Origin of the sequence: Amycolatopsis umgeniensis (assembly GCF_014205155.1) — a bacterium.
In the GTDB taxonomy this organism is placed as follows: domain Bacteria; phylum Actinomycetota; class Actinomycetes; order Mycobacteriales; family Pseudonocardiaceae; genus Amycolatopsis; species Amycolatopsis umgeniensis.
Genome location: NZ_JACHMX010000001.1, coordinates 2,717,243 through 2,741,812, shown reverse-complemented (window position 1 = coordinate 2,741,812; position 24,570 = coordinate 2,717,243). Strand labels below are relative to the sequence as shown.

22 protein-coding genes are annotated in these 24,570 nt (G+C 68.1%); 14 read left to right on the top strand and 8 right to left on the bottom strand.

Translation table 11 applies throughout. The features are described 5' to 3' along the window. The first annotated feature begins 22 nt into the window (after positions 1 to 22). The 5 genes from HDA45_RS12375 to rdgB are packed head-to-tail and all read left to right on the top strand — an operon-like array spanning position 23 to position 3,681. Positions 23 to 679 carry a rhomboid family intramembrane serine protease gene (locus tag HDA45_RS12375; protein ID WP_184905544.1) on the top strand — a complete coding sequence of 219 codons (657 nt, stop codon included), beginning with the start codon at positions 23 to 25 and terminating at the stop codon, positions 677 to 679. Next, entirely contained in the window at positions 676 to 1,482 is an 807-nt protein-coding gene (murI, locus tag HDA45_RS12370) for a glutamate racemase (protein WP_184894811.1), read from the top strand. The genes HDA45_RS12375 and murI overlap by 4 nt, the downstream gene beginning before the upstream one ends. A gap of 29 nt (positions 1,483 to 1,511) precedes the next feature. Further along, positions 1,512 to 2,279 (top strand): MBL fold metallo-hydrolase, encoded by a 768-nt coding sequence (locus tag HDA45_RS12365; protein WP_184894809.1) that lies wholly within the window; start codon positions 1,512 to 1,514, stop codon positions 2,277 to 2,279. 23 nt (positions 2,280 to 2,302) lie between these two features. Further along, entirely contained in the window at positions 2,303 to 3,079 is a 777-nt protein-coding gene (gene rph, locus HDA45_RS12360) for a ribonuclease PH (RefSeq protein WP_184894807.1), read from the top strand. Continuing rightward, positions 3,076 to 3,681, top strand: coding sequence for an RdgB/HAM1 family non-canonical purine NTP pyrophosphatase (gene rdgB, locus HDA45_RS12355; protein WP_184894806.1), 606 nt, complete (start codon positions 3,076 to 3,078; stop codon positions 3,679 to 3,681). The genes rph and rdgB overlap by 4 nt, the downstream gene beginning before the upstream one ends. Before the next feature lie 165 nt (positions 3,682 to 3,846). Here rdgB and HDA45_RS12350 read toward each other — a convergent pair whose 3' ends face one another. The 4 genes from HDA45_RS12350 to HDA45_RS12335 form a co-directional block, all read right to left on the bottom strand. After that, the gene (locus HDA45_RS12350) at positions 3,847 to 7,017 is read right to left on the bottom strand and encodes an NACHT domain-containing protein (RefSeq protein WP_184894804.1); all 3,171 of its coding nucleotides are present in this window, start codon (positions 7,015 to 7,017) and stop codon (positions 3,847 to 3,849) included. Between the two features lie 2 nt (positions 7,018 to 7,019). Then, positions 7,020 to 7,496: a thioredoxin-dependent thiol peroxidase gene (gene bcp / locus HDA45_RS12345; RefSeq protein WP_184894802.1), complete on the bottom strand. Its 477-nt coding sequence runs from the start codon at positions 7,494 to 7,496 to the stop codon at positions 7,020 to 7,022. A gap of 27 nt (positions 7,497 to 7,523) precedes the next feature. Then, on the bottom strand, positions 7,524 to 8,069 hold the full coding sequence (locus tag HDA45_RS12340) for a hypothetical protein (protein ID WP_184894800.1): 546 nt from the start codon (positions 8,067 to 8,069) through the stop codon (positions 7,524 to 7,526). Between the two features lie 200 nt (positions 8,070 to 8,269). Then, positions 8,270 to 8,452 (bottom strand): hypothetical protein, encoded by a 183-nt coding sequence (locus HDA45_RS12335; RefSeq protein ID WP_184894798.1) that lies wholly within the window; start codon positions 8,450 to 8,452, stop codon positions 8,270 to 8,272. A 130-nt stretch (positions 8,453 to 8,582) separates the two neighbouring features. On the opposite strand from HDA45_RS12335, the gene HDA45_RS12330 reads away from it, so the two are divergent. After that, positions 8,583 to 9,542, top strand: coding sequence for a glycoside hydrolase family 25 protein (locus HDA45_RS12330; protein ID WP_246480684.1), 960 nt, complete (start codon positions 8,583 to 8,585; stop codon positions 9,540 to 9,542). Positions 9,543 to 9,609: 67 nt separating this feature from the next. Here the strand turns inward: HDA45_RS12330 and HDA45_RS12325 are convergent, their stop codons facing one another. The 4 genes from HDA45_RS12325 to HDA45_RS12310 all read right to left on the bottom strand — a co-directional run bounded on the left by HDA45_RS12325 (position 9,610) and on the right by HDA45_RS12310 (position 14,439). Then, positions 9,610 to 10,071, bottom strand: a complete 462-nt coding sequence (locus tag HDA45_RS12325; RefSeq protein ID WP_184894796.1) for a (2Fe-2S)-binding protein — start codon at positions 10,069 to 10,071, stop codon at positions 9,610 to 9,612. Next, positions 10,068 to 10,919, bottom strand: a complete 852-nt coding sequence (locus HDA45_RS12320; RefSeq protein WP_184894794.1) for an FAD binding domain-containing protein — start codon at positions 10,917 to 10,919, stop codon at positions 10,068 to 10,070. Before HDA45_RS12320 ends, HDA45_RS12325 begins: the two co-directional genes overlap by 4 nt. After that, positions 10,916 to 13,246, bottom strand: a complete 2,331-nt coding sequence (locus HDA45_RS12315; protein WP_184894792.1) for a xanthine dehydrogenase family protein molybdopterin-binding subunit — start codon at positions 13,244 to 13,246, stop codon at positions 10,916 to 10,918. The genes HDA45_RS12320 and HDA45_RS12315 overlap by 4 nt, the downstream gene beginning before the upstream one ends. 245 nt (positions 13,247 to 13,491) lie before the next feature. After that, complete coding sequence (locus tag HDA45_RS12310; RefSeq protein WP_184894790.1) at positions 13,492 to 14,439, bottom strand: LysR family transcriptional regulator; 948 nt, start codon at positions 14,437 to 14,439, stop codon at positions 13,492 to 13,494. Positions 14,440 to 14,559: 120 nt separating this feature from the next. On the opposite strand from HDA45_RS12310, the gene dnaE reads away from it, so the two are divergent. From dnaE to HDA45_RS12270, 8 genes are all read left to right on the top strand, one after another. Beyond that, positions 14,560 to 18,072 carry a DNA polymerase III subunit alpha gene (gene dnaE / locus HDA45_RS12305; protein ID WP_184894789.1) on the top strand — a complete coding sequence of 1,171 codons (3,513 nt, stop codon included), beginning with the start codon at positions 14,560 to 14,562 and terminating at the stop codon, positions 18,070 to 18,072. 49 nt (positions 18,073 to 18,121) lie between these two features. Next, complete coding sequence (locus HDA45_RS12300; protein WP_184894787.1) at positions 18,122 to 18,895, top strand: aminotransferase class IV family protein; 774 nt, start codon at positions 18,122 to 18,124, stop codon at positions 18,893 to 18,895. Positions 18,896 to 18,909: 14 nt separating this feature from the next. After that, positions 18,910 to 19,497 carry a short chain dehydrogenase gene (locus tag HDA45_RS12295; protein WP_184894785.1) on the top strand — a complete coding sequence of 196 codons (588 nt, stop codon included), beginning with the start codon at positions 18,910 to 18,912 and terminating at the stop codon, positions 19,495 to 19,497. 75 nt (positions 19,498 to 19,572) lie between these two features. Then, complete coding sequence (locus tag HDA45_RS12290) at positions 19,573 to 20,700, top strand: aminotransferase class V-fold PLP-dependent enzyme (protein WP_184894783.1); 1,128 nt, start codon at positions 19,573 to 19,575, stop codon at positions 20,698 to 20,700. 23 nt (positions 20,701 to 20,723) lie between these two features. Continuing rightward, entirely contained in the window at positions 20,724 to 21,731 is a 1,008-nt protein-coding gene (locus HDA45_RS12285) for a methyltransferase (RefSeq protein WP_184894781.1), read from the top strand. Positions 21,732 to 21,764: 33 nt separating this feature from the next. Then, complete coding sequence (locus tag HDA45_RS12280) at positions 21,765 to 22,568, top strand: metalloregulator ArsR/SmtB family transcription factor (RefSeq protein WP_184894779.1); 804 nt, start codon at positions 21,765 to 21,767, stop codon at positions 22,566 to 22,568. A 5-nt stretch (positions 22,569 to 22,573) separates the two neighbouring features. Then, the gene (locus HDA45_RS12275; protein WP_184894777.1) at positions 22,574 to 23,173 is read left to right on the top strand and encodes a dihydrofolate reductase family protein; all 600 of its coding nucleotides are present in this window, start codon (positions 22,574 to 22,576) and stop codon (positions 23,171 to 23,173) included. 177 nt (positions 23,174 to 23,350) lie between these two features. Beyond that, positions 23,351 to 24,196 (top strand): trypsin-like serine peptidase, encoded by an 846-nt coding sequence (locus HDA45_RS12270; RefSeq protein WP_184894775.1) that lies wholly within the window; start codon positions 23,351 to 23,353, stop codon positions 24,194 to 24,196. Positions 24,197 to 24,570 lie beyond the last annotated feature (374 nt).

Genomic DNA, 24,570 nt, shown 5'->3' with positions numbered 1-24,570 from the left:
GTAGCCTGGGGAGGTGACCACTTTGCCTTCCCAGCCGGTCCCGGCGAGCGAGTCGTCCGGTACGGATCCGGCCAAACGTGTCCTCCCGTCGAACCCGACGGCCGCCGCGATCGTGGCGCTGGCCTTCACCGTGCTGCTCTACCTGGTCGAGCTGGTCGACGTGGTACTGCCCGCCGACCTCGACCAGGGCGGCATCCTCGCCCGTGACGTCTCCGGGCTCGACGGCGTTCTTTGGGCGCCGCTGCTGCACTCGGGCTGGGGGCACCTGTTCTCCAACACCGTCCCGGTACTGGTGTTCGCCTTCCTCGCGATGGCCGCGGGCATCGGCCGGTGGGTGCTGGTCACGGCGATCATCTGGGTGCTCTCCGGTCTCGGCGTCTGGCTGATCGCGCCGAGTGGCACGGTGACCGTCGGCGCGTCCGGCGTCGCGTTCGGTTGGCTCGCTTTCCTACTGGTCAGGGGCATCTTCAACCGTGCTGTCGGGCAGATCCTGGTGGCCGTCCTGCTGCTGGGCATCTGGAGCGGGATGCTCTGGGGGCTGCTGCCGGGTGATCCGAACGTCTCGTGGCAGGGCCACCTGTTCGGCGCGCTGTCCGGGATCTTCGCGGCCTGGGTGGTGGCGCGGATGGACAGGTCCCGAGCCAGGAAAGCGACCGGTCCGGGTAACCTCGCCGGGTGAGCAAGCCGAGCGCCGACGCCCCGATCGGCGTCTTCGATTCCGGAGTGGGTGGGCTCACCGTCGCCAGGGCGATCCTGGAGCAGCTGCCCGGTGAGCAGTTGCGCTACGTCGGCGACACCGCCCGCAACCCGTACGGTCCGCTTCCCATCGCGACGGCGCGCGAGTACGCGCTCGCGGCTTTGGACGACATCGTCGACGGCGGGGTGAAGGCGCTGGTCATCGCCTGCAACACCGCCTCCGCCGCTTGTCTTCGCGACGCGAGGGAGCGCTACGACGTCCCCGTGGTCGAGGTCGTCCTCCCGGCCGCGCGCCGGGCCGTCTCCGCGACTCGCTCCGGCCGCATCGGCGTGATCGGCACTGAGGGCACCGTCCGGTCCCGTGCCTACGACGACGCCTTCAACGCCGCTCAGGACGTCGAGATCACCAGCGTCGCGTGCCCGCGGTTCGTGGACTTCGTCGAACGCGGGATCACCACCGGACGCCAGGTGCTCGGGCTCGCGCAGGGTTATCTGGAACCACTGCTGGACGCACAGGTCGACACACTCGTCATGGGCTGCACGCATTACCCGTTGCTGTCCGGGGTGTTGCAGATCGTCATGGGCCAGGACGTCACGCTGGTGTCCAGCGCCGAAGAGACCGCGCGTGACCTCGTGCGCGTCCTCACCGAGGACGATCTCCTCGCCGAACGCGACACCCCGCCGCGGCACGAGTTCGTCGCCACCGGATCCGCCGAGCCGTTCACCAGACTCGCTCAGCGGTTCATGGGTTTCGCTCCGGGTGTGCTGGCTCCCACCAGCGCGTAAATCGCCGATTCCGTGCTTAAGGTGTCACAGTGCGTCTCACGATCCTCGGCTGCTCAGGCAGCATCCCCGGGCCCAACGCCGCCGCGTCCGGCTACCTGATCGAGGCGGACGGGTTCGTCCTGGGGCTCGAACTCGGCAACGGGACGCTCGCCAGGCTGCAGGGGCTGCGCGACCCGTTCGATCTGGACGCGCTGATCCTCTCGCATCTGCACCCCGATCACTGCGCCGACGTCAGCGCGCTCACCGTGCTGCGGCGCTACCACCCCGCGCTGCCGTATCCGGCGAGGCCGCGACGGCTCCCGGTGTACGGGCCCTCTGACGTGCACGAGCGGCTCGCCTACGCCTACGCGGCGAACGAGGAAGAGCGGGCGACGACCGATCTTTCCGACGTCTTCGCCTTCGAGGTCCTGTGCGCCGGGCCCATGGAGATCGGGCCGTTCGAGGTCACCGCGGTCCCGGTCGACCATCCGACCCCGGCGTTCGGCCTGCGTTTCGCGCACGGCGGCACGACGCTCGCCTATACCGGCGACACCGGCGTCTGCGACACCTTGACCGACCTCGCCGCCGGCGTCGACGTCCTGCTGTCCGAAGCGTCCTGGACCGACTCTCCCGACCGGCCGTCCGGCGTCCACCTGTCCGGTAAGGAAGCCGGGGAACTGGGGCGCAAGGCGGGGGCGGGGCGGCTGCTGCTGACCCACGTCGCGCCCTGGACCGACCGCGACGCCGTCCTCGCCGAGGCGGCCGTCGCTTTCCCCGAGGCGGAGCTGGTCGAGCAGGGCGCCGTCTACGACCTCTGACGCGGGGTTCTAGAGTGGCGGCCGTGGCGAGAAAAGACGGCAGGAACGACGACCAGCTTCGCGACATCAAGATCACCCGCGGCTTCCAGCGATGGCCCGCGGGCTCGGTGTTGATCGAGTTCGGCGACACCCGGGTGCTGTGCGCGGCGAGCGTCACCGAAGGCGTCCCCCGCTGGCGGGCCGGTTCCGGCCTCGGCTGGGTCACCGCCGAGTACGCGATGCTGCCGTCCGCGACCAACACCCGCAGCGACCGCGAATCCATCAAGGGCCGCGTCGGCGGCCGCACACACGAGATCTCCCGGCTGATCGGCCGGTCCCTGCGCGCCTGCATCGACCTGGCGGCGCTGGGGGAGAACACGATCGTCATCGACTGCGATGTCATCCAGGCCGACGGCGGCACTCGCACGGCCGCGGTGACCGGCGGCTACGTCGCGCTCGCGGACGCCGTCACCTGGCTCGGCGCCGCTGGCCGCCTCGCCGACCCGCAGCCGCTTTCGTCCTCGGTGGCCGCGGTGAGCGTGGGCGTCGTCGACGGCCGCGTGCGTCTCGACCTGCCCTACGAAGAGGACTCTCGCGCGGAGGTCGACATGAACGTCGTCGCCACCGACGCGGGCACCCTGATCGAGGTGCAGGGCACCGGTGAGGGTGCCACCTTCGCGCGGTCCACTTTGGACACCATGCTGGACATCGCGCTCGCGGGCTGCGAAGAGCTGACCCGCCTGCAGACCGAGGCGCTCGCGCTGCCGTACCCGGGCGAACTGCCCGAGCCGCGTACGGACAAGAAGAAGGGCGCGAAGTGACCAAGCTGCTTCTCGCCACCCGCAACGCGAAGAAGCTCGGCGAACTCCGGCGCATCCTGGTGGCGGAAGGGATCGAGGGCGTCGAGGTCATCGGCCTCGCCGACGTCCCCGAATTCCCCGAAGCACCCGAAACCGCCCCGGACTTCGAAGGCAACGCGCTCGCGAAGGCACAGGACGCGTCCGCCGCGACCGGCCTCCCCGCGATCGCCGACGATTCGGGTATCGCCATCGACGCGCTCAACGGTATGCCGGGCGTGCTCTCGGCCCGTTGGTCCGGCAAGCACGGCGACGACGAGGCGAACCTGGATCTCGTGCTGGCGCAACTGTCCGACACCCCCGACGAGCGGATGGGCGCGGCGTTCGTCTGCGCGGCGGCGCTCGTCGTCCCCGGTGGCGACGAGACCGTGGTGCGCGGCGAATGGCGAGGCTCGCTGATCCGGGAACGCCGTGGTGCCAACGGATTCGGATACGACCCGATCTTCGTGCCGGAGGGCGGGGCGCGGACTTCCGCCGAGCTGGAACCGTCCGAAAAGGACGGTGCCTCGCATCGGGGCAAGGCGTTGCGGGCGCTGGTGGGAGAACTGCGGAAGCTGGCCGGTTAGGTTCTCGAGAGTGGTGGGTGTACTCGCGCGGCCCTGATGTCGCGAAAGCCACTTTCGGGACACCAGACGTCCCGAAAGTGGCTTTCGCGACACCCGAAACCGACACAGGCGAGCGACCCGGCCCGGCACCTTTGCCCTCGATGACCCGAACCGCCGCTCGCGACTTCAGCCGAACACCTTCACTCCAGGCCCGAGTTCGTCGAGCCCGATTATGCGGTCTTTCGGTCGTGCGTAGAGAGTGATGTCGAGATCCGCCAACGGCCGGACGTCCACCGTGTCGGCGGCGTAGATCATGATGGTCGTCAGGGTGGGGTGCGAAGCGAGCTGACCGATATCGCCCAGCGCGCACGACAAGAGATTCAACGAAGTCAGCGGGAGATCGGCCAGCGGGGTCAAATCCGTCATGTCGACGTAGGACGCCGAAAGATACGTCAGGCCGGGGAAAGTCTCGGCGATCAGCCGCGCGGCTATTCCGGTCTTCATGCCGCCGTCCAGGCTCAGCATATCGATTCCGGGCATCGGTGGTGTGGCGGCCAGCGCGCGGTGAGAACATCCCATCAGCCGGAGTCGGGTGAGCGAAGTCATCGCAGAGAGCGCCTCGAGACTCTCGACCGATTGTAAGTTGTCGAGCGAGAGACTTTGCACCTGCGTCAGGTGGCCGAGTGCCTCCAGGCCGCGCCATGGCGAGGAGCGGAACAAAGTCAGGTCTTCGAGTTCTGTCAAAGATTTCAGGGCTTTCAGGCCGGTGAATTTCTTGGCGAAGTACAGGCCGACCTCTGTCAGCTTGGGATGATCGGCAAGGGGTTTCAGGTCCACGACCGCGTTGTCATCGAAAGACAGATCCAGCACCTTGAGCGCGGGCACTTCGGAGAGCAGGTCGATTCCGGGCAGTTCTTCACTGGTGGGGAGTGCGACGGACAAGGATTCAAGACGGCGAAGTCGTCTCGTGTAGGGCAACAGCCTGCCGGCCGTGACGACGATCTTGCCGTTCCACAGAGGGGAATCGGCCAGGACTTCGTCGGCGAAACGTTCCGGATCGAAGTACTGCCAAGCCTCACGGAGTTGTTCTTGGACGCTCTCACGGCTGTCCTGGGCGTAGCTGCGCAGAAGCCGCAGAGCGTCGTCGCCCGCGGTGAGCGTGGCGGCCCGGACGGTCGCGGCGGCGGCCGCCTCGCTGAGACCGTCGGTGGTTTCCGGGAGATAGCGCAGGAGCCGGGGCCCGACCGATGCGAGAGACCGGGTTTCGCGAAGATCGCGCGGCGGGACGAGGTGCTCCCGGATGACCTGTTCGACCCGCTCGATCACGGCCGGATCGACGTTGCTGACCGTCTCCAGGCAGGCCGCCGCGAGCAGCCGCAACCGCCTGGTGTGCCGTGGCTCGGCTTCGGCGCGATCGAGGATTTCGGTGAGCAGCTTGTTCGCCTGATGGTGTTTGGCGTGGCCGCACGCCATGATCACGGTCTCCCGCCAGGTGTCCCGATGCGCGTGCGTGATCAGAGTGTCCAGGTAGCCCGCCTCGGTGGCCTCGTTGGCGGCGAGGAATTCTTGGAACGTCCGGTGGACGAAATCCACCTTGCCGCTCACCGGTTCCCGCAGGACCCCGCTGCGTTCGAGAAGGTGGGCCAGGACTTCTTCGGAGCTGTGGTCGACATGGGGCAGCCAGCGCAGCCGGTAGGCGATGTGCTCCAGGACCTCGTCCTTCGGCAGTTCGACCTTGCCGCCCGAGGTGAGCCGCCAGGCCAGATGCCCGAGCAGGATCTGCTTCTGCTGCTCGGTGAGCAGAACGGTGATGCTGCGCGCGGTGTCGCGCAGGTGCAGCAGCATCGACAACGCCTTGCGGTACAGGTCCATCCGGTCACGCGGCAGTTCCGAACGGTGCGCCCAGTTCAGCGCGCACAGCATCGAGCAGAGCAACGGACTGGAAGCCAGTGTGCGTAGATGCGGCCGGTTGCTCAATTGGCTCAGCAGCCGTCGCCGGGCCTCGTCGAGATCTTCTTCGGGGCGCACCGAAACCGCGGCCTCGTGCCATTTGTCGACGAGGGCGTGGATGTCGTTCGCGCTCATCGGTTCGAGCAGAACGGAACCGAAGCCTTCCTGATACAGCCATCGCTGATCGGCCGCCGCGCTCCGGGAGGTGACGACGAAACGTGCTTCCGGATAGGTCAGCCCGAGTTCCTGCAGCCAGTCCTTGACCTTCCGGCGGCGAGGAGCGTCGATTTCGTCGACGCCGTCGACCAGGATCATCGCCTTTCCGCTGCGCAGCACGCGGTCCGCCCAGTTCGCGGGCGCCCGTCCGGCGAGTGTGGGGGCGGCGTGGGCCACGAAGTGCTCGGCGCCGGGGAGAGCGCCGTCGGCGAAACTCCGCAGCCGGATCGGGAACGGGACGAATCCGTTCCACGGCGCCAGCTTCCCGGTGAACCGGCTGCCCGCCGCGCTGATCGCGAGCCAGTTCAGCAGGGTGGTCTTGCCGGACCCCGCCTCGCCGCGGACCAGCGTCCGGTGTTCCTCTCCGATCGCGCTTTCCGCCCGCATGGTCGTCCCGTCGCGGCGGCCGGGGTGTTTCGCGAACCAGTCCTCCGGCCGGTCGTCGCCGCGCGAACTTTCCGAGGAGACGGAAAGGCTGAGGTAGGCGACCGTCAGCGGCAGTGTCGGCTGGTCGTCCTTGGTCAGCCCGAGCAGGTCGAGTTTGTCCAGCTTCCGGGCGAGCAGGCTCAGGTAGTCCGTCCGGAACTCCGCGTCGTGGTCGGTTCCGGCCGGTGCGGTGAGGCTCGTCTTCGGGATTCGCGCGAGGAGCTGGTCCAGCTGGTCCGACTGTCGGGTCAGCCGTCCCAAGATCTCGGCGAGCGTCGTCGACCGGAACGAGGGAAGGTGCCGCACCACCATCACCAGATGGCGGCATGCCAGGTCCAAAGCCAGTTCGTACAGATCCGCCGCCCGCTCGGCGAGCAGGGCCGAACGGGCGGGGAACTGCTCGCGGACGCGCCGGGCCAGGAGTTCCGGGTCGGCGTCGTCCGCCAGGAGGGCTTCGTCGGAGAGATCGACCTTGCCGAGCGTGTCCTCGACCGCGAGGAACGTCGCCGCGATCTCGTTCTCGGGCAGCGTCGAGAACCGTGCGGCGAGCACCGGCTTGAGTTCTTCGGCCACCTGCAGACCGATCGTCTCGACCAGGTTTTCGAGCTTGCGTTTCTCGAGCGGCCCTTTGAGCTCGTCCGCCGCCAGTTCGGCGAGGCTCGACTCGCGTTCGGTCTTCTTGCGACGCCGCTGCAGCCAAGACTTCGCCGCGTACGTGGCGATGCTGCCGCCCAGTTTGAGTGCGGGTCCCTCCAGCCCCGTCATCGTCAGGACGCCAGGTCGAGATCCCGCAGCAGCTTCGCGACGTGCCCCGTGGCGCGCACGTTGTACTGCGCCACGGCGATCTTGCCCTCCGCGTCGACGACGAACGTCGACCGGATGACGCCTTCGTAGACCTTGCCGTAGTTCTTCTTCTCGCCGAAGGCGCTGTATGCCTTGAGGACGGTCTTCTCCGTGTCAGCGAGCAGCGGGAAGGTGAGCCCCTCCGCCTCGACGAACTTCGCGAGCTTCGCGGGCTTGTCCGGGGAGATGCCGAGCACCTGGTAGCCGGCGTCGTTGAGCTGCGCGAGGCTGTCCCGGAAGTCGCAGGCCTGCTTCGTGCAGCCCGGCGTGCCGGCACTCGGGTAGAAGTACACGACGACCGACTTGCCGCGGAAGTCGCTGAGCTTGACGTCGTTGCCCTCGCTGTCGGGAAGGGTGAAGTCGGGCGCTTTGTCGCCGGGGGAGAGTCGCTGCTCGGTCATGACGCACACGGTAGCGAACCGGCGGCCTCAGACCTTCCCGCAGTACTTCGCGGCGACAGGCTCCGTGGGACTCGGCCGCACCTGCAGGCGCAGTCTCACCGGCTTGTCCGGAACGGCGAACGCCAGGTTCAGGTGGACCGACCGGCCGGGCGCCACGTCCTTGCCCGCGTCCGCGATGCCGTTGTAGCCCTGCACCGCGTCGACGACCTGTTTGACCGACGAGCTTTCGCCGTCGACCTCACCCGTCACCGACAGACCGGAAAGCCGGTACGTCCCGTCGCCCGCGTTCGTCACCTCGATGCCGAAGGCCACCGCGCGCGGGCTCTGCGGGTACGCCGACGCGCTGGGGCGGAAAACCTTCGGCGCGGACACGGAGATCGTCACCCCGCTCGCGAACCGGTGCGGGGCACCGAACGCGAGGTCGCCTTCCGCGTGCGTCGCGGTCAGCCCCTGCGCCGGGGCGTCCGCACCGAGTACGGCGGCCCCCTTTTCCGGTGCCGGAACCCCGCACGCGGCCGCCAGCATCAGCGAGCAGGCGGCGATGAAGAGCTTCGGGGTGCGCGGGGGCGCCATGTGCGGTTACTCCAGTCGGCGGTGCGGGTGGGCCGTTCGAGGTAGTCATTAGTGCCGAAGAGTCCAGAGTGACGGTCTTCTGCAGCTGAGAGGAGCGGCACGGCCGGGTTGAGGCGCACCTGGTGTACAGCCGTGGCCGATCCGTGATCGGAAGGGTACGGCTAGTGACAGTCGTCACCTCGGTGGCACACCGGTCAGGGTCAGACGGCGAAAGCGAAGAACAGGATGAAGATCGCCAGACCGGACACCCACGCCACGATCAACCAGCCGAAATCGCGCATCGGGTCGACCGCGCGGCTCTCTTCGCCCGGGACGTAGACGCCGCGTTCTTCGAACCAGTCCGCCCACCGGGTCATCCAGCGAAAGGGGCTTCGGGACGTCATGGTCGTCACAGTACGGGCATGGGTGAGCGGAGTCAGCCAGGGAGGGGCCGCCCAAAAGGGCGAATCGGACGTACCCGTAATCGCCCACTAGGCCCTTTTGTCCAACTGGTTCACCCGTCAGGCTGTAACGATGGCGCTGGGAATAGATATCTACAGCCGCTTCCAATCCGTTACCAACTGGCAGGCCGTCAAGAACCACGGAGTGACGTTCGTCTTCGTCAAGCTCAGCGACGGGGGAGGCCTGCCGAACGGCGGCCGCAACAAGGGCGACGCGTTGGTGGCCGGTGCGAGATCCGTGGGAATTCCGGTGGGCGGTTATCACTTCGCCCAGTTGACTCCGTCTCCCGAGGCGCAGGCCGACGTGTTGATCTCCGAGGTGCGGCGACTGGGTGCGACGGGTTGTGTCCCGATGCTCGACCTCGAGGACAACCCGCCGGGCTCCGGCGCGCCGAACATCCCCGACGGGCGTAAACGGGACTTCTCGATCAGGTTCTGCAATCGCTTGGCGGAGCACGGGTTCCGGCCCGGCATCTACATGAACAACTCGCTCGCCAAGATGCTGCGCCCCGACCAGTTCGGCGTACCGGACCTGGTCATCTGGATCGCGCGCTACGGCGCCAAACCCGACGCCGCCGCGGGCCGCTACGACCTGCACCAGTATTCGGACGCGGGGCAGATCCCCGGGATCCGCGCGAGCAGTGTCGACCTCAACGAGTCCTACACGAACGCCCACTTGACCGGCGGCGGCGCCGCCCCGAAGCGGAAGGCGACGACAGAACTCATGGAGCGCAGGACCATTCCGGCCAGTTCGGCCACCACGTCAGTGCGGCTGCTGCTCTCCGGCAGCGAGACGGCCGCGATCATCGTCCGCCCGCGTGTCGACGGCGACGGCGTCACCGACGCGCCCGTCTGGCAGGGCAATATCTTCGCCTGGGGCAGCGACAAGGTCGGCGTCGGCGGGAATCCCTTGGGGACGCCCGGATTCAACCCGAAGACGGTCTCGCACCGGCGGTACGCCCTGCCGGGCGCGGTCTGGGCCGACTACGAGTACAGCTCGAACGTGGAGTTCGAGATCGACATCGTCGGCTGAGCGGCTCGAAGGTCCGTGAAGGCCTCCTTCCCTACTCTGAAGGTAGGGAAGGAGGCCTTCACGGACTTCACCGACCTGGAGCCGCGTCCCGGATGGCGTCGACGATGAACTGGTACCCCGTGCACCGGCACAGGTTCCCCGAGATCCCCTGCCGGATCTCGGCGTCCGTCGGGTCCGGGTTCTCCTCGAGCAGCTCCATCGCCGTCGCCAGCATCCCGGGCGTGCAGAAACCGCATTGCAGCCCGTGGTGCTTCCGGAACGACTCCTGCAGCGGATGCAGTTCGCCGTTCTCGGCGAGCCCCTCGACCGTGACGATCTCCGCGCCGTCCACCTGGACCGCCAGCAGGCAGCACGAACGCGCGCTCGCGCCGTCGAGGGTGATCGTGCAAGAGCCGCAGACGCCGTGCTCGCAGCCGACGTGCACCCCGACGAAACCCAGGTCGTGACGCAGGAAGTCGGCCAGCGTCCGCCGGGGTTCGCAGTCTGCGCGGTAGGTCCGTCCGTTCACCGTCACGGTGACCGTGATCATGCGCCCTCCTCCGCTCGCGCGATCGCCCGCCGGGTGAGGACGGCGGCCATCTCGCGCCGGTAGTCCGCCGGTGCGTGGAGGTCGCCGGGCGGATCGGTCGCCGCGGCGACGAGTTCCGCGGCGAGCGCGATCGCGTCGTCCGTCAGGGCGCCGCCGACGAGCGCCTCTTCGGCGGCGGTGGCCCGGATCGGGGTGGGGCCGGCGCCCGCGACGGCGATCCGCGCGGTTTCGCAGACTTCGCCGGACAGCGTCACGGTGGCGAAGACAGCGACCAATGCGAGATCCCGGCTGCGGCGGCTCAATTCTTCGACCGCCCAGCCGCCTCGATGCGTCGGCACCGAGATCCGGGTCAGGAGTTCGCCTGGTTCCAACGCCGTGCGATGCGGGCCCAGGAAGAAGTCCCGCGCGGCGATGACCCGCTCACCTGCCGGGCCGCGCACGGAGAACTCGGCGTCGAGCGCGACCATCACCGCCGGCAGTTCCGCGGCGGGGTCGGCATGCGCGAGGCTGCCGCCGACGGTGCCCCGGTTCCGGATCGCCACGTGCCCCACGAAACCGAGCGCCTCGGCCAGCAGCGGGACTTCGGACCGGACGACGGCGGACGTCTCGACGACGCGGTGCCGGGTGAGCGCGCCGATCTCCAGTCGCCCATTCTCCTTGCGCAGGAAGGAAAGTTCGTCGACGCGGTTGATGTCGACCACCAGCGGGGGCCGCGCCTGCCGCAGGTTCAGCAACGGCACCAGACTCTGCCCGCCCGCCAGCACTCGCGCGTCCGGCGTGCCCGCCAGCGCTTCGATGGCCTCATCGAGCGAAGACGCCCGGAGGTACTCGAACGGCGCGGCCTTCATCGGCGTGCTCCCCGCTTCATCGCGGCCAGCAGCCGTGGTGGCGTGATCGGCAGCGAAGTGATGTCGACGCCGTACTCGCGCAGCGCGTCCTCGACGGCGTGCGCGATCGCCGCGCCACCGCCGATCACGCCCGCTTCCCCCATCCCCTTGAACCCGCCGGGAACGTGTTCGGCGGGTGTCGCCATATGGGACACGGAGAACGGCGGGATCTCGGTCGCGGTCGGCAACAGGTACCCGGTGAACGAAGTGGTCTCCATACGCCCATCGGCGCCGTAGACCAATTCCTCGTACAGCGCGCCGCCGATCGCCTGCGCCGCGCCGCCGTGCAACTGCCCGTCCACGATCATCGGGTTGATCACGGTGCCGCAGTCGTGCGCGATCAGGTAGTCCAGCAGCGTCACCACCCCGGTCTCCCGGTCGACCTCGGCGAGGACGGCGGTGCAGCCGAACGAGGTCGCGACGTTGACCGGGTCGTAGACCTCGCGTTCCTCCAGCGTCGGCGTCTCGTCTTCCGGCCAGACGCCGTTCAGCCTCCGGTATGCCGCGTCGCCGATGGCGGCCAGCGTGACCTCCCTGCCCGGCACGCCCTTCACCGAAACGACACCGTCCTCGATAGACAGGTCGCCCGGGGATACCTCCAGGATGTGGCCTGCCACCCGCAGGATCTTCGCCCGCAACCGGGTCGACGCGTTCAGCACGGCCGCGCCGCCGACGGCCGCCCCGCGGCTCGCCGCCGTGCCGTAGCCGGTGTACGGGCAACTGTCGGTGTCCCCGGAAACGACGGTGACGTGATCGAGCGGGACGCCGAGCGTATGCGCGGCCACCTGCGCCAGCGTCGTGTGGATGCCCTGCCCGATGGCGGACAGTCCGGTGTGGACGGTCACGTGCCCTGTCGAGTCGACACGCACGACTTCCTCGTCGAACCCGGAATGTCCCAGCCCGGAAAGGTTGATGATCCGGCTCGGCCCGAATCCGGTCAGTTCGTTGTGGAACGAGTAGCCGATGCCGACACCGTTTCCACGGCGCTTCGCCCAGCCCGCGTCCTCGACGGCCTTCAGGCAGAGATCCAGGCAGTCTTCGTAGCGGCCGCTGTCGTAGACGAACACCGGGCTCTGGTACGGAAACGCTTCCGGCGGGATGAAGTTCTTGCGCCGCACCGCGTGCGCGTCCATGCCGAGCCGTTTCGCCAGCTGCTCCACCAGATGCTCGTGCACGAAGTTCGCCTTCGGCAGCCCGTATCCGCGAAAAGACCCGTACGGCGACCGGTTCGTCATCACGGCGACAAGGCTCAGTTCGACGTTCGGGATGGCGTACGGCCCGGTCAGCAGCGCTGTCGTCGTCCAGCACGGGCTGGGGCCGACTGTCCCGAGCACGCCGCCGAGGACGCCGTACACCGTGGCGCGCAGACCGGTGATCGTGCCGTCGTCCTTGGCGGCCAGTTCGACGTCGATCTTCTGCTCGCGCGAGTGCGCGTTGGCGACGAAGCTTTCCGCTCGGTCCTCGATGAGCTTGACTGGTTTCCCGGTGCGTCGCGAGAGGATCGCCGCGACGACCTCTTCGGCGTAGAAGTCGAACTTGTTCCCGAAGCCGCCGCCGACGTCGGGGGTGCGCACGCGGATCCGGTCCAGAGAAAGCCCGAAGACCTCGCCGAACAGTTCGCGCGCGAGGTTGGGCGCCTGAGTCGCGAGCCAGACGTCGAGCCGGTCGGTGAACGGATCCCAGGTCGCCACCACGCCGCGTGTCTCGATCGGCGTGCCCATCTGCCGTGCGAAGCGGAACGATTCGGTGAGCACGACGTCGGCCTCGGCGAACGCGGTGCTCGCGTCACCCATCGGGATGGTGCCGGTGCCGGCGATGTTGCTCGGCCAGTCTTCATAGAGCTTCGGCGCGTCGTCCGCCAGTGCCTGTTCGAGGGTGCCGGCGACCGGGAGTTCTTCGTACTCGACCTCGATCAGTTCCAGCGCGTCTTCGGCGGTCGCCCGGTCCTTCGCCGCGACGGCCGCGACGCCTTGGCCGGGATACCGCACCTTGCCGACGGCCAGCGCGTGGTTCTCGGGCACCCGCATGTCCGGCAGGTTCGCCCAGATCACCGGTTGGGGCGTCTTCGTGCTCGAAAGCACGTCTTCGCCGGTGACCACGGCGAACACACCGGGATGCGCGTTGGCCGCGGTGGTGTCGACGCGCAGGATCCGCGCGTGGGGGAAGGGACTGCGGAGGACGGCGGCCTCGAGCATGCCGGGCAGCCGGACGTCGTCGATGTACTGCGCCCGGCCGGTGAGCAGGCGGACGTCCTCCAGCCGGGTCACCTTCGCGCCGATCAGCCCCATGACTTCACTTTTCCGTATCGGCGGCCCTTCGCGCATCGTGCACATGGGTCACGGCGGACGGTCAGAGCGGACCACTCCACGCTCGACCATGCCGCCGCGAGAACTCGCCGTCGCGTCGACCGGTCGGGCGCCGCTGTCCTGTTGGGGTATGTCCGTGAAGGCCTCCTTCCCTACGCTCAAGGTAGGGAAGGAGGCCTTCACGGAAAGAGCGAGATCAGGGCTTCGACACATGTGCCCTCCCCTCACTAACCGTCCTCGCCACTCACGTGGCTCATCGCCGCCTGGTCCGACACCGGGAGCCACTGCCGCTCCGGGTCGAAGGGCCGGTAGCCGGACCGGACGTGCTCGATCAGCAGCGGCAGCGTCGGGTGCCGGTTCTCATGCCGCCACAGCAGCGAGAACGGGTACACCGGCGTCGGGTCGACGAGCGGGATCTGGACGACGTCCGGATGCCAGGGCACGTGCATCTTCGCGCCGACGAAACCCAGGCGGTCCTTAGACTCGCTGAGCACCTCGATGTGGTGCTCGAGCCCGAAGTTCGGGCCGTCGGTGTCGACGAGGATGCCGAACGCCGGGCACAGCTCCTGCCAGAACTCCGCCCATTCGCTGGCCCGCGCGTTGTACGGCATCCAGGCCGTGAGGCCGGCGAGTTCCGCCATCGCGACCCGCCGCCGCCGTGCGAGCGGATGCCGCCGCCCGACCAGCAGGTTCGCCGGTTCCAGATAGGCGGGCGTGCGGCCGATCGCGGGGTCCGGCACGGTGCTGACGCGGGCGAAGGCGGCATCGACCGTCTCGGGCAGCATCGACCGGCGCATCGCCCCCAGGCCCGGCGTGACGAGCTCCAGTTCGTCGTCGTGATCGGCGTGGAAGGCCCGGATCACCTCCATGGTCGCCAGCCGCGTGCCGAGGACGTCGACGCGCAGCGGGCGCCGCCTGCCGTGAAGCCGCTCGACGGCCTGGTCCGCGAGGCTGATCAGCGCGCGAGCGTGTTTGAGGAACTCCTCGCCGTCTTCGGTCGGCTCGGCCCCGCCGCGTGTCCGCGACAGCAGCCGCACGCCGAGGTCCGCCTCGAGTTTCGCGACCCGCTTGGAGATCGCCTGCTGGCTCACCTCCAGCCGGATCGCCGCCTCGCCGAAGTACCGGTCCTCGGCCACCGCGACGAACGCGCGGACCGCGCCCAGGTCCAGCTCCACTGTGCACTCCCTACAACTTCCGGTTGTCGCTTGCCGCGTGTCGCTTGTTGGACAGTGCCTGTGTGCCTTCGGTCCAATCGCCACGTCAGGCCGGAATCGTACAACCGTGGGGAGTGACCGGTGGACTCCTTCGTGCACCTGCACGTTCATACCGAGTACTCGATGCTCGACGGCGCGGCCAAGATCGCGCCGCTGTTCGCCGAGGCCCATCGGCTCGGCATGCCCGCGGTGGGCATGACCGACCACGGCAACATGTACGGCGCGGACGAGTTCTACCGGCAGTCCGTGTCGGCCGGGATCAAGCCGGTGATCGGCATCGAGGCCTACCTCGCGCCCGAGTCGCGGTTCCACAAGAAGCCGGTGTTCTGGGGACGGCGCGGCGACGGCGGCGACGTGTCCGGCGGCGGCGCCTACACGCATATGACCATGCTCGCGGAGAACGCGGCGGGGCTGCGGAACCTGTTCAGGCTGTCGTCTTCGGCGAGCCTGGAGGGCTACTACCGCAAACCCCGGATGGATCGCGAACTCCTCGCGCGGCACCACGAAGGCATCATCGCCACCACCGGATGCCCGTCCGGCGAGGTGCAGACCAGGCTCCGGCTCGGCCAGCCGGACGAGGCGATCCAGGCGGCTTCGGACTATCGCGACATCTTCGGCGCGGACGGCTTCTTCCTGGAACTGATGGACCACGGCCTCCCGATCGAGCGGTCCGTGCGGGACGGGCTGCTGGACATCGGGCGGCGCCTAGAGCTGAAACCGTTGGCCACTAACGATTCGCATTACGTGAGCCAGGACCAGGCCGCCGCGCACTCCGCGCTGCTGTGCGTCCAGTCCGGCAAGACCCTCGACGATCCAGGCCGGTTCAAGTTCGACGGCGACGGCTACTACCTCAAGTCCGCGGAGGAGATGCGCCGGTATTGGGACGCCGAGGTCCCGGGCGCGGCGGATTCCACTTTGCTCATCGCGGAACGCATCGAGTCCTATGACGAGGTCTACCGGCACGTCGACCGCATGCCGGTCTTCGAGGTTCCCGAGGGGCACGACGAGGAGTCCTGGTTGCGCGCGGAGGTCGCGGACGGGCTCCGGTGGAGACTGCCCGACGGCGTGCCCGAAGCCTATGCCGCCCGCGCCGACTTCGAGATCGGCGTGATCGCCGACAAGGGCTTCCCGGCGTACTTCCTGATCACCGCCGACCTGATGAGGCACGCCCGTGAGGTCGGCATCCGCGTCGGGCCCGGCCGCGGCTCAGCGGCGGGCTCGCTCGTCGCGTACGCGCTCGGCATCACCAACCTGGACCCGATCGACCTCGGCCTGCTCTTCGAACGGTTCCTCAATCCCGAACGGGTCTCCATGCCGGACATCGACATGGACTTCGACGACCGGCGCCGCGGCGAGATGATCCGTTACGCCACCGACAAGTACGGCGCCGACCACGTCGCGCAGGTGATCACCTTCGGCACCATCAAGACCAAGGCTGCCATCAAGGACTCCGCGCGTGTCCATTATGGACAGAGCGGGTACGCGATCGCGGACCGGATCTCCAAGGCGCTGCCGCCGCCGGTCGCGGCGAAGGACATCCCGCTCGCCGGGATCGTCGAGCCTGATCACGAACGGTACGCCGAGGCGGCGGAGGTCCGCGCGCTGCTGGAAGGAGACGGCGAGGCGGCCAAGATCTTCGAGACCGCCCGCGGACTCGAAGGACTGATCCGCAACGCCGGTGTGCACGCCTGCGCCGTCATCATGTCGAGTGAGCCGCTGCTCGACGCGATCCCGTTGTGGCGGCGGGACGACGGCGCGGTCATCACCGGCTGGGACTACCCGTCGTGCGAGGCCATCGGCCTGCTGAAAATGGACTTCCTCGGCCTGCGCAACCTCACCGTCATCGGCGACGCGCTCGACAACATCAAGGACAACCGCGGCGAGGACATCGATCTCGACAGGCTCGGCGTCGACGATCCGGCGACCTACGAACTGCTCGCCCGCGGCGACAGCCTCGGCGTCTTCCAGCTCGACGGCGGCGCGATGCGGGATCTGCTGCGCCGCATGGGGCCGACCGGCTTCGGCGACATCATCGCGGTGAACGCGCTGTACCGCCCCGGCCCGATCGCGATGAACACGCACAACAACTACGCGGACCGCAAGAACCGCAGGCAGCCGATCGAGTCGATCCATCCCGAGCTGGCCGGGCCGCTGCGCGAGATCCTGGCCGAGACCCACGGCCTGATCGTGTACCAGGAACAGATCATGCGGATCGCACGCGACGTCGCCGGCTATTCCATGGGCCGGGCCGACGTGCTGCGCAAGGCGATGGGCAAGAAGAAGAAAGAAGTACTGGAAAGGGAGTTCGAGGGCTTCCGGGACGGTATGATCGCGAACGGGTTCTCCCTCGACGCCGTGCGGGCCCTCTGGGACGCGATCCTCCCGTTCGCCGGATACGCGTTCAACAAATCCCACGCCGCCGGCTACGGCCTGGTCGGCTATTGGACCGCGTACCTCAAGGCGAACTATCCGGCCGAGTACATGGCCGGTCTGCTGACTTCGGTGGGGGACAACAAGGACAAGTCCGCGGTCTACCTCTCGGAGTGCCGCAGGCTGGGGATCGAGGTGCTGCCGCCGGACGTCAACGAATCGGGCCTCCGGTTCTCGGCGGTGGGGAACGCGATCCGGTTCGGGCTGGGCGCGGTGCGCAACGTCGGCGTGAACGTCGTCGACTCGATCATCGCGACTAGGCGGGAGAAGGGGAAGTACGCGTCGTTCACCGACTTCCTCGACAAAGCGGAACTGGTGGCCTGCAACAAACGCGTCCTCGAATCCTTGGCGAAGGCCGGCGCTTTCGACTCGCTCGGCCATACGCGGCTCTCGATCCTGCGGGTGCACGAGGACGCGGTGGACGCCGTGGTGCCGCTGAAACGCAAGCAGGCGATGGGACAGTTCGATCTCTTCGGTTCCGGTGAGGAGAGCCAAGACGACACGTCACCGCTCGCTCACCTCGAATTCGGTGCCCAGGAGTGGCCGCGCAAGGAACTTCTCGCCCACGAAAGGGAAATGCTCGGGCTGTACGTTTCCGCGCATCCACTCGACGGGGCGGAACGCCTTCTGCGCAAACACGCGCCCCGGCCGATCGCGGCGATCCTCGACAATCCGCCCAGGGAAGGGGAACTGGTCGTCGCCGGGCTCATCACGTCCTTGGAGCGGCGGGTGAACAAGAAGGGCGAGCCGTGGGCGATCTGCGTGATCGAAGATCTGGACGCCGCGCTCGAAGTGCTGTTCTTTCCCAAGGCCTACGCGCTGTTCGCGGCGGATCTGGCCGAGGACAACGCCGTCCGCGTCAGCGGCCGGGTGAACTGGCGGGAGGACAAGATGTCCGTGTTCGGTGGCGGGCTGACCCCGCTCGACCTTTCCGCCGCGGGGGACGAGGAGCCACCGCTGACGCTGCACGCGATCGCCGCGAAGCTGACCGAGGACGCGGTGCTCGAACTGAAGCGGACCTTACTGGCGCACAAGGGCGAAACCCCGGTCCGGGTGAAGCTCGCCGGGACGTCGTACGCGCTCGACGACTATCCGGTCGCGATCAGCGCGGCACTCCTGGGCGAGCTGAAGTCCGTTCCCGGCATCACGCCGGGCCGTGCGTGACCCCGGCGCGGCGCACCAGCCTGAGCCGCGACCGGATTACGGTGCGGACATGAGTTCCTTCGTCGCCCAGAGAAACGGCGAGACCGCGACAGCCGAAGATCTGGCGCCTCTCGCCTTCGCGGCCTTCGCCCACTTCACGGCCATGCAGGTGCGTGACGGCCGGATCCGCGGCCTCGACCTGCATCTGGACCGGCTCCGCACCGCTTCGCTGGACTTGTTCGGCGAAGCCCTGCCCGACGACCGGATCCGCTCGTACCTGCGCAAGGCGCTGGAGTCCGGCCCCGCCGACGTCTCGCTGACCGCCACGATCCACCTACCGGGCGAACTCGAAGTCCTGGTCCGCACCCGGCCGCCGTCGTCCGGTCCGACGGGTCCGTTGACGCTGACGGCCGTCGAACACGAACGCGTCCTCCCATCTATCAAGCACACTGGCGAGATGGCGAAGACGTACTTCCGCAGGCAGGCCGTCGAGGAAGGGTTCGACGACGCGGCGTTCGTCGATCGTCGGGGCAGGCTCAGTGAAGCGACGATCTGGAACCTCGCCTTCTGGGACGGCGATACTGTGGTGTGGCCCGACGCGGGACTGCTGCGGGGAACCACGATGGGCATCGTGCGGCGAAGGCTGGAGGCGCTCGGCGTGCCGCAGCGGGATCAGGAGGTCACGCTCGCCGACCTGCCGCGACTCGCCGGCGCGGTGGTCATGAACTCGTGGACGCCGGGGATCGCGGTGCACCGGATCGGCGCGACGCCGCTTCCGGAAGCGCCGTCGTTCGTCGAGTCGCTGCACCGGGCTTACGCATCAGAGCCCTTCACCCGACCTTGAAAGGAAAGACGCCGATGAAGATTCTCGTGGTCGGTGCCACCGGGACGATCGGGGCCGCGGTCTCCGAAGCGCTCGCCGCGCGCGGGCACGCCGTGCTCCCCGCGTCGCGTTCGGGCGAGCTCACAGTGGACGTCGAGCGGCCCGGCACCCTTGACGCGCTCTTCGCCGCCGAGCCGGGCATCGACCACGTCGTGTGCTGCGCGGGGAGCGGCTCGCTCGTCCCGGTCGACGGCGGCACCGACGAGGAGTTCGTCCAAGGCCTGCAAGGGAAACTGCTCGGCCAGGTGTTCCTGCTGCGGCACGCGATCCCGCATCTGACCGACGGTGGCTCGGTCACGCTGACCGCGGGCCGGATCCCGGAGACGTTGCGCGGCAGCGCGTTCGGTGTCCTGACCAACGTCGGGCTCGAAGCGTTCGTCGCCGCCGCGGCCCGCGAACTGCCGCGCGGCCTCCGCGTCAACGCCGTCAGTCCCGGCTGGGTGAGCGAAACGCTCGCCGCGCTCGGCGAACCGGACGGCGGCACCCCGGCGGCGGACGTCGCGCGGAGCTACGTCGAGGCGGTGGAGACCGCAAGCCTCACGGGGAGGACGCTGAAACCGTAAGTGGACACCGTGACCGGTTATCGGCTAGCTTCGGAGGCATCGAAGTGGACACGGTGTTCACTTGAGGAGGGTCCGATGACTCCGTTGCCGCGCGATCAGTTCCCCGCCGTGAACCGTTGGGCCTACCTCAATCACGCCGGGATCTGCCCGCTGCCCGTGTCCTCGGTGGAGGCCATGCACCGGCAGGCCCTCGAGGTCTCGCTGGACGGTGAGTTCACCTACGCCGCGCACAGTGCGGCGATCGAACGGGTCCGCACGTCGGCGGCGACGCTGATGGGGGTTCCGTCCCGCGACGTCGCCTTCGTGAAGAACACCAGCACCGGCCTCGGTTTCGTCGCGAACGGTCTGGACTGGTCGCCGGGTGACCGCGTCGTCATCCCGGACTTCGAGTTCCCGTCCACGCTGTTCCCGTGGCTCGCGCTCGCCGATCGCGGTGTGGTGGTGGACCGCGTGCGCGGAAGCCTCACCACCGAGGCCTTCGCCGAGACGATCGCCGCGGGGCCGCCGCCCAAACTCGTGGTGACCAGCTGGGTCCAGTTCGGCCACGGCCGCCGGGTCGATCTCGCCGCGCTGAGCCGGGTCTGCCGTGAGGTGGGCGCGCTCTTCTGTGTCGACGTCATCCAGGGCCTTGGCGTGATCCCCGCGCGGCTGGAGGAGTGGGGCGTCGACTTCGCGATGGCCGACGGGCACAAATGGCTGCTCGGGCCGCAAGGCTGTGGCGTGCTCTACGTACGGGAGTCCTGTTTGGACCTCCTGCGGCCCTTGGAGCCGGGCTGGAACTCCGTCGCCCATCGGGAAGAATGGGACAACCTGGACTACGTGCCCGACAGCACCGCCCGTCGGCTGGAAGGCGGCATGCCGAACGTCGCCGGGATCGTCGGTCTCGGTGCCTCGATCGAGTTGCTGCTGGCCGCGGGAGCCGAGGAGATCTGGTCCCATGTGGACGGTCTCTGCGAGCGAATCCGCGACGGGTTCTCGGAGATCGGCGCGACGGTGCTTTCGGAACCCGGCGCCGCGTATCGCTCGGGAATCGTGTCCGTGCGGGTGGGCGATCTGCCGATGCCGTTGTTGGCGGAACGGCTCAAGGCGCGGGGAATCGCCTGTTCGGCGAGATCCGGCGGGCTCCGGATCTCGCCGCACGGCTACACCACCGAGGACGAAATCGATCGCCTGATCGTCGCGGTGCGGGAGATTCTCGGTTGACGACGCTGCCACAGTGAATCTTCGTGGCGAACCATGACAACGACAGAAACGAACTCCTCCGGCTGGCCGGGCTGGCGACGCCGATGGCGCTGCGGGTCGCGGTCACCCTCGGGTTGCCGGACCGGCTGTCCGGCGACGGCGCCGCCGCCGACGAGCTGGCGGCGGAACTCGGCCAATCCCCGCTCGCGCTCGATCTGCTGCTGGGTCACCTCACCACCCTCGGTGTCGTGGAACGGACATCGAGCGGCTACCGCACCACCGGCTACGGCGCGAACCTCCGTGCCGACGCGGGAAACGGCCTCGCCGGACTCCTGGACATGGAGGCCGCCGGCGGGCGAGGCGAGCTGGCGTTCGTCGAACTCGCGCACAGCATCGCCACCGGTCAGGCGGGCTACGTCCGCCGCTACGGCAAGGACTTCTGGGCCGACCTCGCCGAGCGGCCCCGGCTCCGGGAGTCGTTCGACCGGCAGATGACCCAGCGGTTCAGCGCGCAGATCCCGGGGCTCGTCGCCGGTTTCGGCTGGTCCCGCTTCGGCACGATCGTCGACGTCGGCGGCGGCCACGGCAGCCTGCTCGCCGCGATCCTGACGGCCAACCCGTCGGTGCGCGGCCATCTCGTCGATCTCGCGCCCACCGCGGCCGGTGCGGAGAAGGAATTGCGCGAGCAGGGGCTCGAAGACCGGGTCGACGTGACCGCGGGAAGTTTCTTCGATCCGCTCCCGGCCGGGGCGGACGCCTATCTGCTGTCCGACATCCTCCATGACTGGGACGACGAGCACGCTCACCGCATCCTGGCCCGCTGCGCCGAAGCGGCCCGCCCGGGAGGTCGCGTCCTCGTCATCGAGGCCGTCGGCGGACTCGGGGCCCAAACCGAGTGGGATCTGGTCATGCTCGTGCTCTACGGCGGCCGTGAGCGGCGCCTCGACGAACTCCGCGAACTCGCCGCCGCTCACGACCTGGTCTTCGACTCCGTCACCACGCTGACCGACCAGCGCAGCCTGCTGGAGTTCCGGATCCAAGATATTCCTTGACAAGAATATTCTGTTGGATGAATACTTCTGGTCATGGAGCAGCAGATCGCAGCAGCGCTGGGAGACGGCGCGAGGTGGCGCATCGTCGAGCTTCTCGCCGAGCGGCCCCGGTCCGTCGGCGAGCTCGCCGAGCTGACCGGCCTGCGGCAGCCGCAGACCACCAAGCACCTGCAGACCCTCGCCCGCGCCGGACTCGTGACCGTCTTCCCGCTCGGGCAGCGTCGCGTCTACGCGGTCGAGGCGGCGCCGTTGCGGGACTTCGGCGGACGGCTGCGGGAACTGATCGCGACCATCGAGGCGAACGAGGGAGAGCGAGACGTCCTCGCGCGCTATCAGGCCGCGATCGGCGAGGACTCCGCCGCCGCGGATCGCGACCGGTGGGCGGACGGGCGTGCGTTCACGTTCGATCGCCTGCTGGCCGCGCCGCCGGACGTCGTCTGGCGGCACTGGATCGAGCCCGCGCTGCTCGCGTCGTGGTGGGCGCCGCCGTCGATGACCGTCACCGACTGCGTCATCGAGCCATGGAGTGGCGGACGTGCCGTCCTCGACTACCGCGACGCCGAGGGGCGATACCGCTCCGCGGGCAAGGTCCACGCCGCGACCGAAATCGAACACCTCGAGTTCGACCTCTCGGTGCTGGACGCGAAGGGCGCGACCTTCTTCACCGGCCACTACGACCTGAAGCTCACCGAGGCGCCAGGCGGGACCAGGCTCCGGCTGGACCTGCGCGTCACCGAAACCACCGTCGAGGCCGTCCCGTTCATCGCCGGTATCGAAACCGGCTGGGGCCAAGTGCTCGACAACCTCGAAACCCGGCTCACCCAGGAAAAGGACTGAACGACATGACGAACTCCACCGGCCGCCGCGTCACCGCGAACATCAGCCTCACCCTCGATGGCCACTACAGCGGCCCCGGCGGTCCCGGAGACATGGGTGCGATCGTCTCGTACGCCACCACCGACGTCGCCCGCGGTCACCTCGCCCGCATTCACGAGAAGGCGACGACAGCGGTGCTCGGCAGACTGAACGCCGAGGGATTCCTGGGCTTCTGGCCGACCATCGCCGCCGACGAGAACGCCGACCCGCGAGACCGCGCGTACGCGAAATGGCTGGTAGATGCCGAAAAGGTGGTCTTCTCCACGACGCTGACCGAAGCGCCCTGGGACCGCGCCCGCGTCGTGAACGCCCCCGTCGCCGACGTCATCGCCGACCTCAAGGCGAACGGGGAGGGCGACATCCTGGTCAACAGCAGCGCCAGCGTCATCAAGGCCCTGCTCGCCGACGACCTGATCGACCGGTTGTACCTGATGATCTGCCCGGAGATCACCGGCGGCGGGCAGCGGCTCTTCGTCGAGGGACTGCCGGCATCGAAGTGGATGCTGGCTCATCAGGAGGTCGGGGAACTGGGGGAGATGGCGGTGGTCTACGACCGTTCGCGCTGATCGGATGGGCCGAAACGCCTATGCCGGGCAAAGCCGAGCACAAGATCAGTCACCCAATAGGCCGCTGCCCGTTATTTTGCCCGCACGGTAATGTGTTGATCAGTCTCACATCCTTGAGGGGGGATAATGACTGGACGACGCACGGCTCTGTTTGCCGCGTTCATGGTCGGAACGGCCATGATCATGACGATTCCGTCGAATGCCGCGGCGGCTCCGGCGCAACTGCCGAGCACTCCCATTTCCAGTGATGATGTCATCGGGGAAAACGCGCCACCCGCGACCATCTCCGAAATACCGCAGAGCAAAGGAACGGTAGGCCTTTCGGCGAACGAGAATTCGGGCGATGTCGTCGCGGAGAAGATCTTCGGCAAGTTCCCGAGAACCAGGCAGAACCTGACCACCAGCTTCCCGTCGAGAACCGTGGTGGAGATCAAGGGCGACGGGCCGGATGGCAAGGAACTGAGGTGCAGCGGCTGGATGATCGGGCCGTCCGAGGTCGCGACCGCCGGGCACTGCGTGCATTCGGGCGGTCCCGGCGGGGTCTGGTACCAGAACCTGAGCGTCGCGCCGGGCCGCAACGGCGCCGACGCCCCGTACAAGTTCTGTGCGGTGTCCAAGTCGCACACCGTGCTCGGCTGGTACCGGACGAAGAACTACGATTACGACTACGCGGTACTCAAGCTGAATTGCAAAATCGGTGAAACGGTCGGCTGGCTGGCCATGAAACCGAACTCGGGAAATCTGAACGGTGTCGAACTCACCCATCGCGGGTATCCGAGCGACAAACAGCCCATCGGTTCCCAGTGGTTCACCGCGGACACCATTCGAAGGTCGCTCGACCGTCAGTTCGGTTATCGATTCGACACCGCGGAGGGGCAGAGTGGCGGTCCGGTTTACCGCGTCGACAACCGGGTTTTCATGGCTTTCGCGGTGCACAGCTCGTATGACACGCAATTCGACGACAACACCGGGACCCGGATCAATCAGGAAGTGTTCGACAACTACGTCGCCTGGCTGAACTGACGGCGGAGTCCGGAAGCGGAGTGGGCCCCGGCCCGTGACCCGCAAGAAGCCCTCGGCGGAGCTGATCGCTGCCGAGGGCTTCTTGCGTTGCGCTGCTGTACGTGTTCTCTGACCTGCCGCGGTAGGTCAGAGAGAGGTGGTGGACTTTGCTACCTGCTACTCGGGCCGTCACGATGTGCTGGCTGACCTGCTGCTGAGGCGGTATCGGTAGTTCGCGTTAGGGCTTTCCGGGTCGCGTTGGTCGAGGACGATGCGCCCGTAGTCGTAAGTCAAGAGCTCAAGGAGTCGTTGTCGAGGGGCTGCCGGCATCGAAGTGGACGCTGGCTTATCAAGAGGTCGGGAACTGGGGGAGATGGCGGTGGTCTACGACCGTT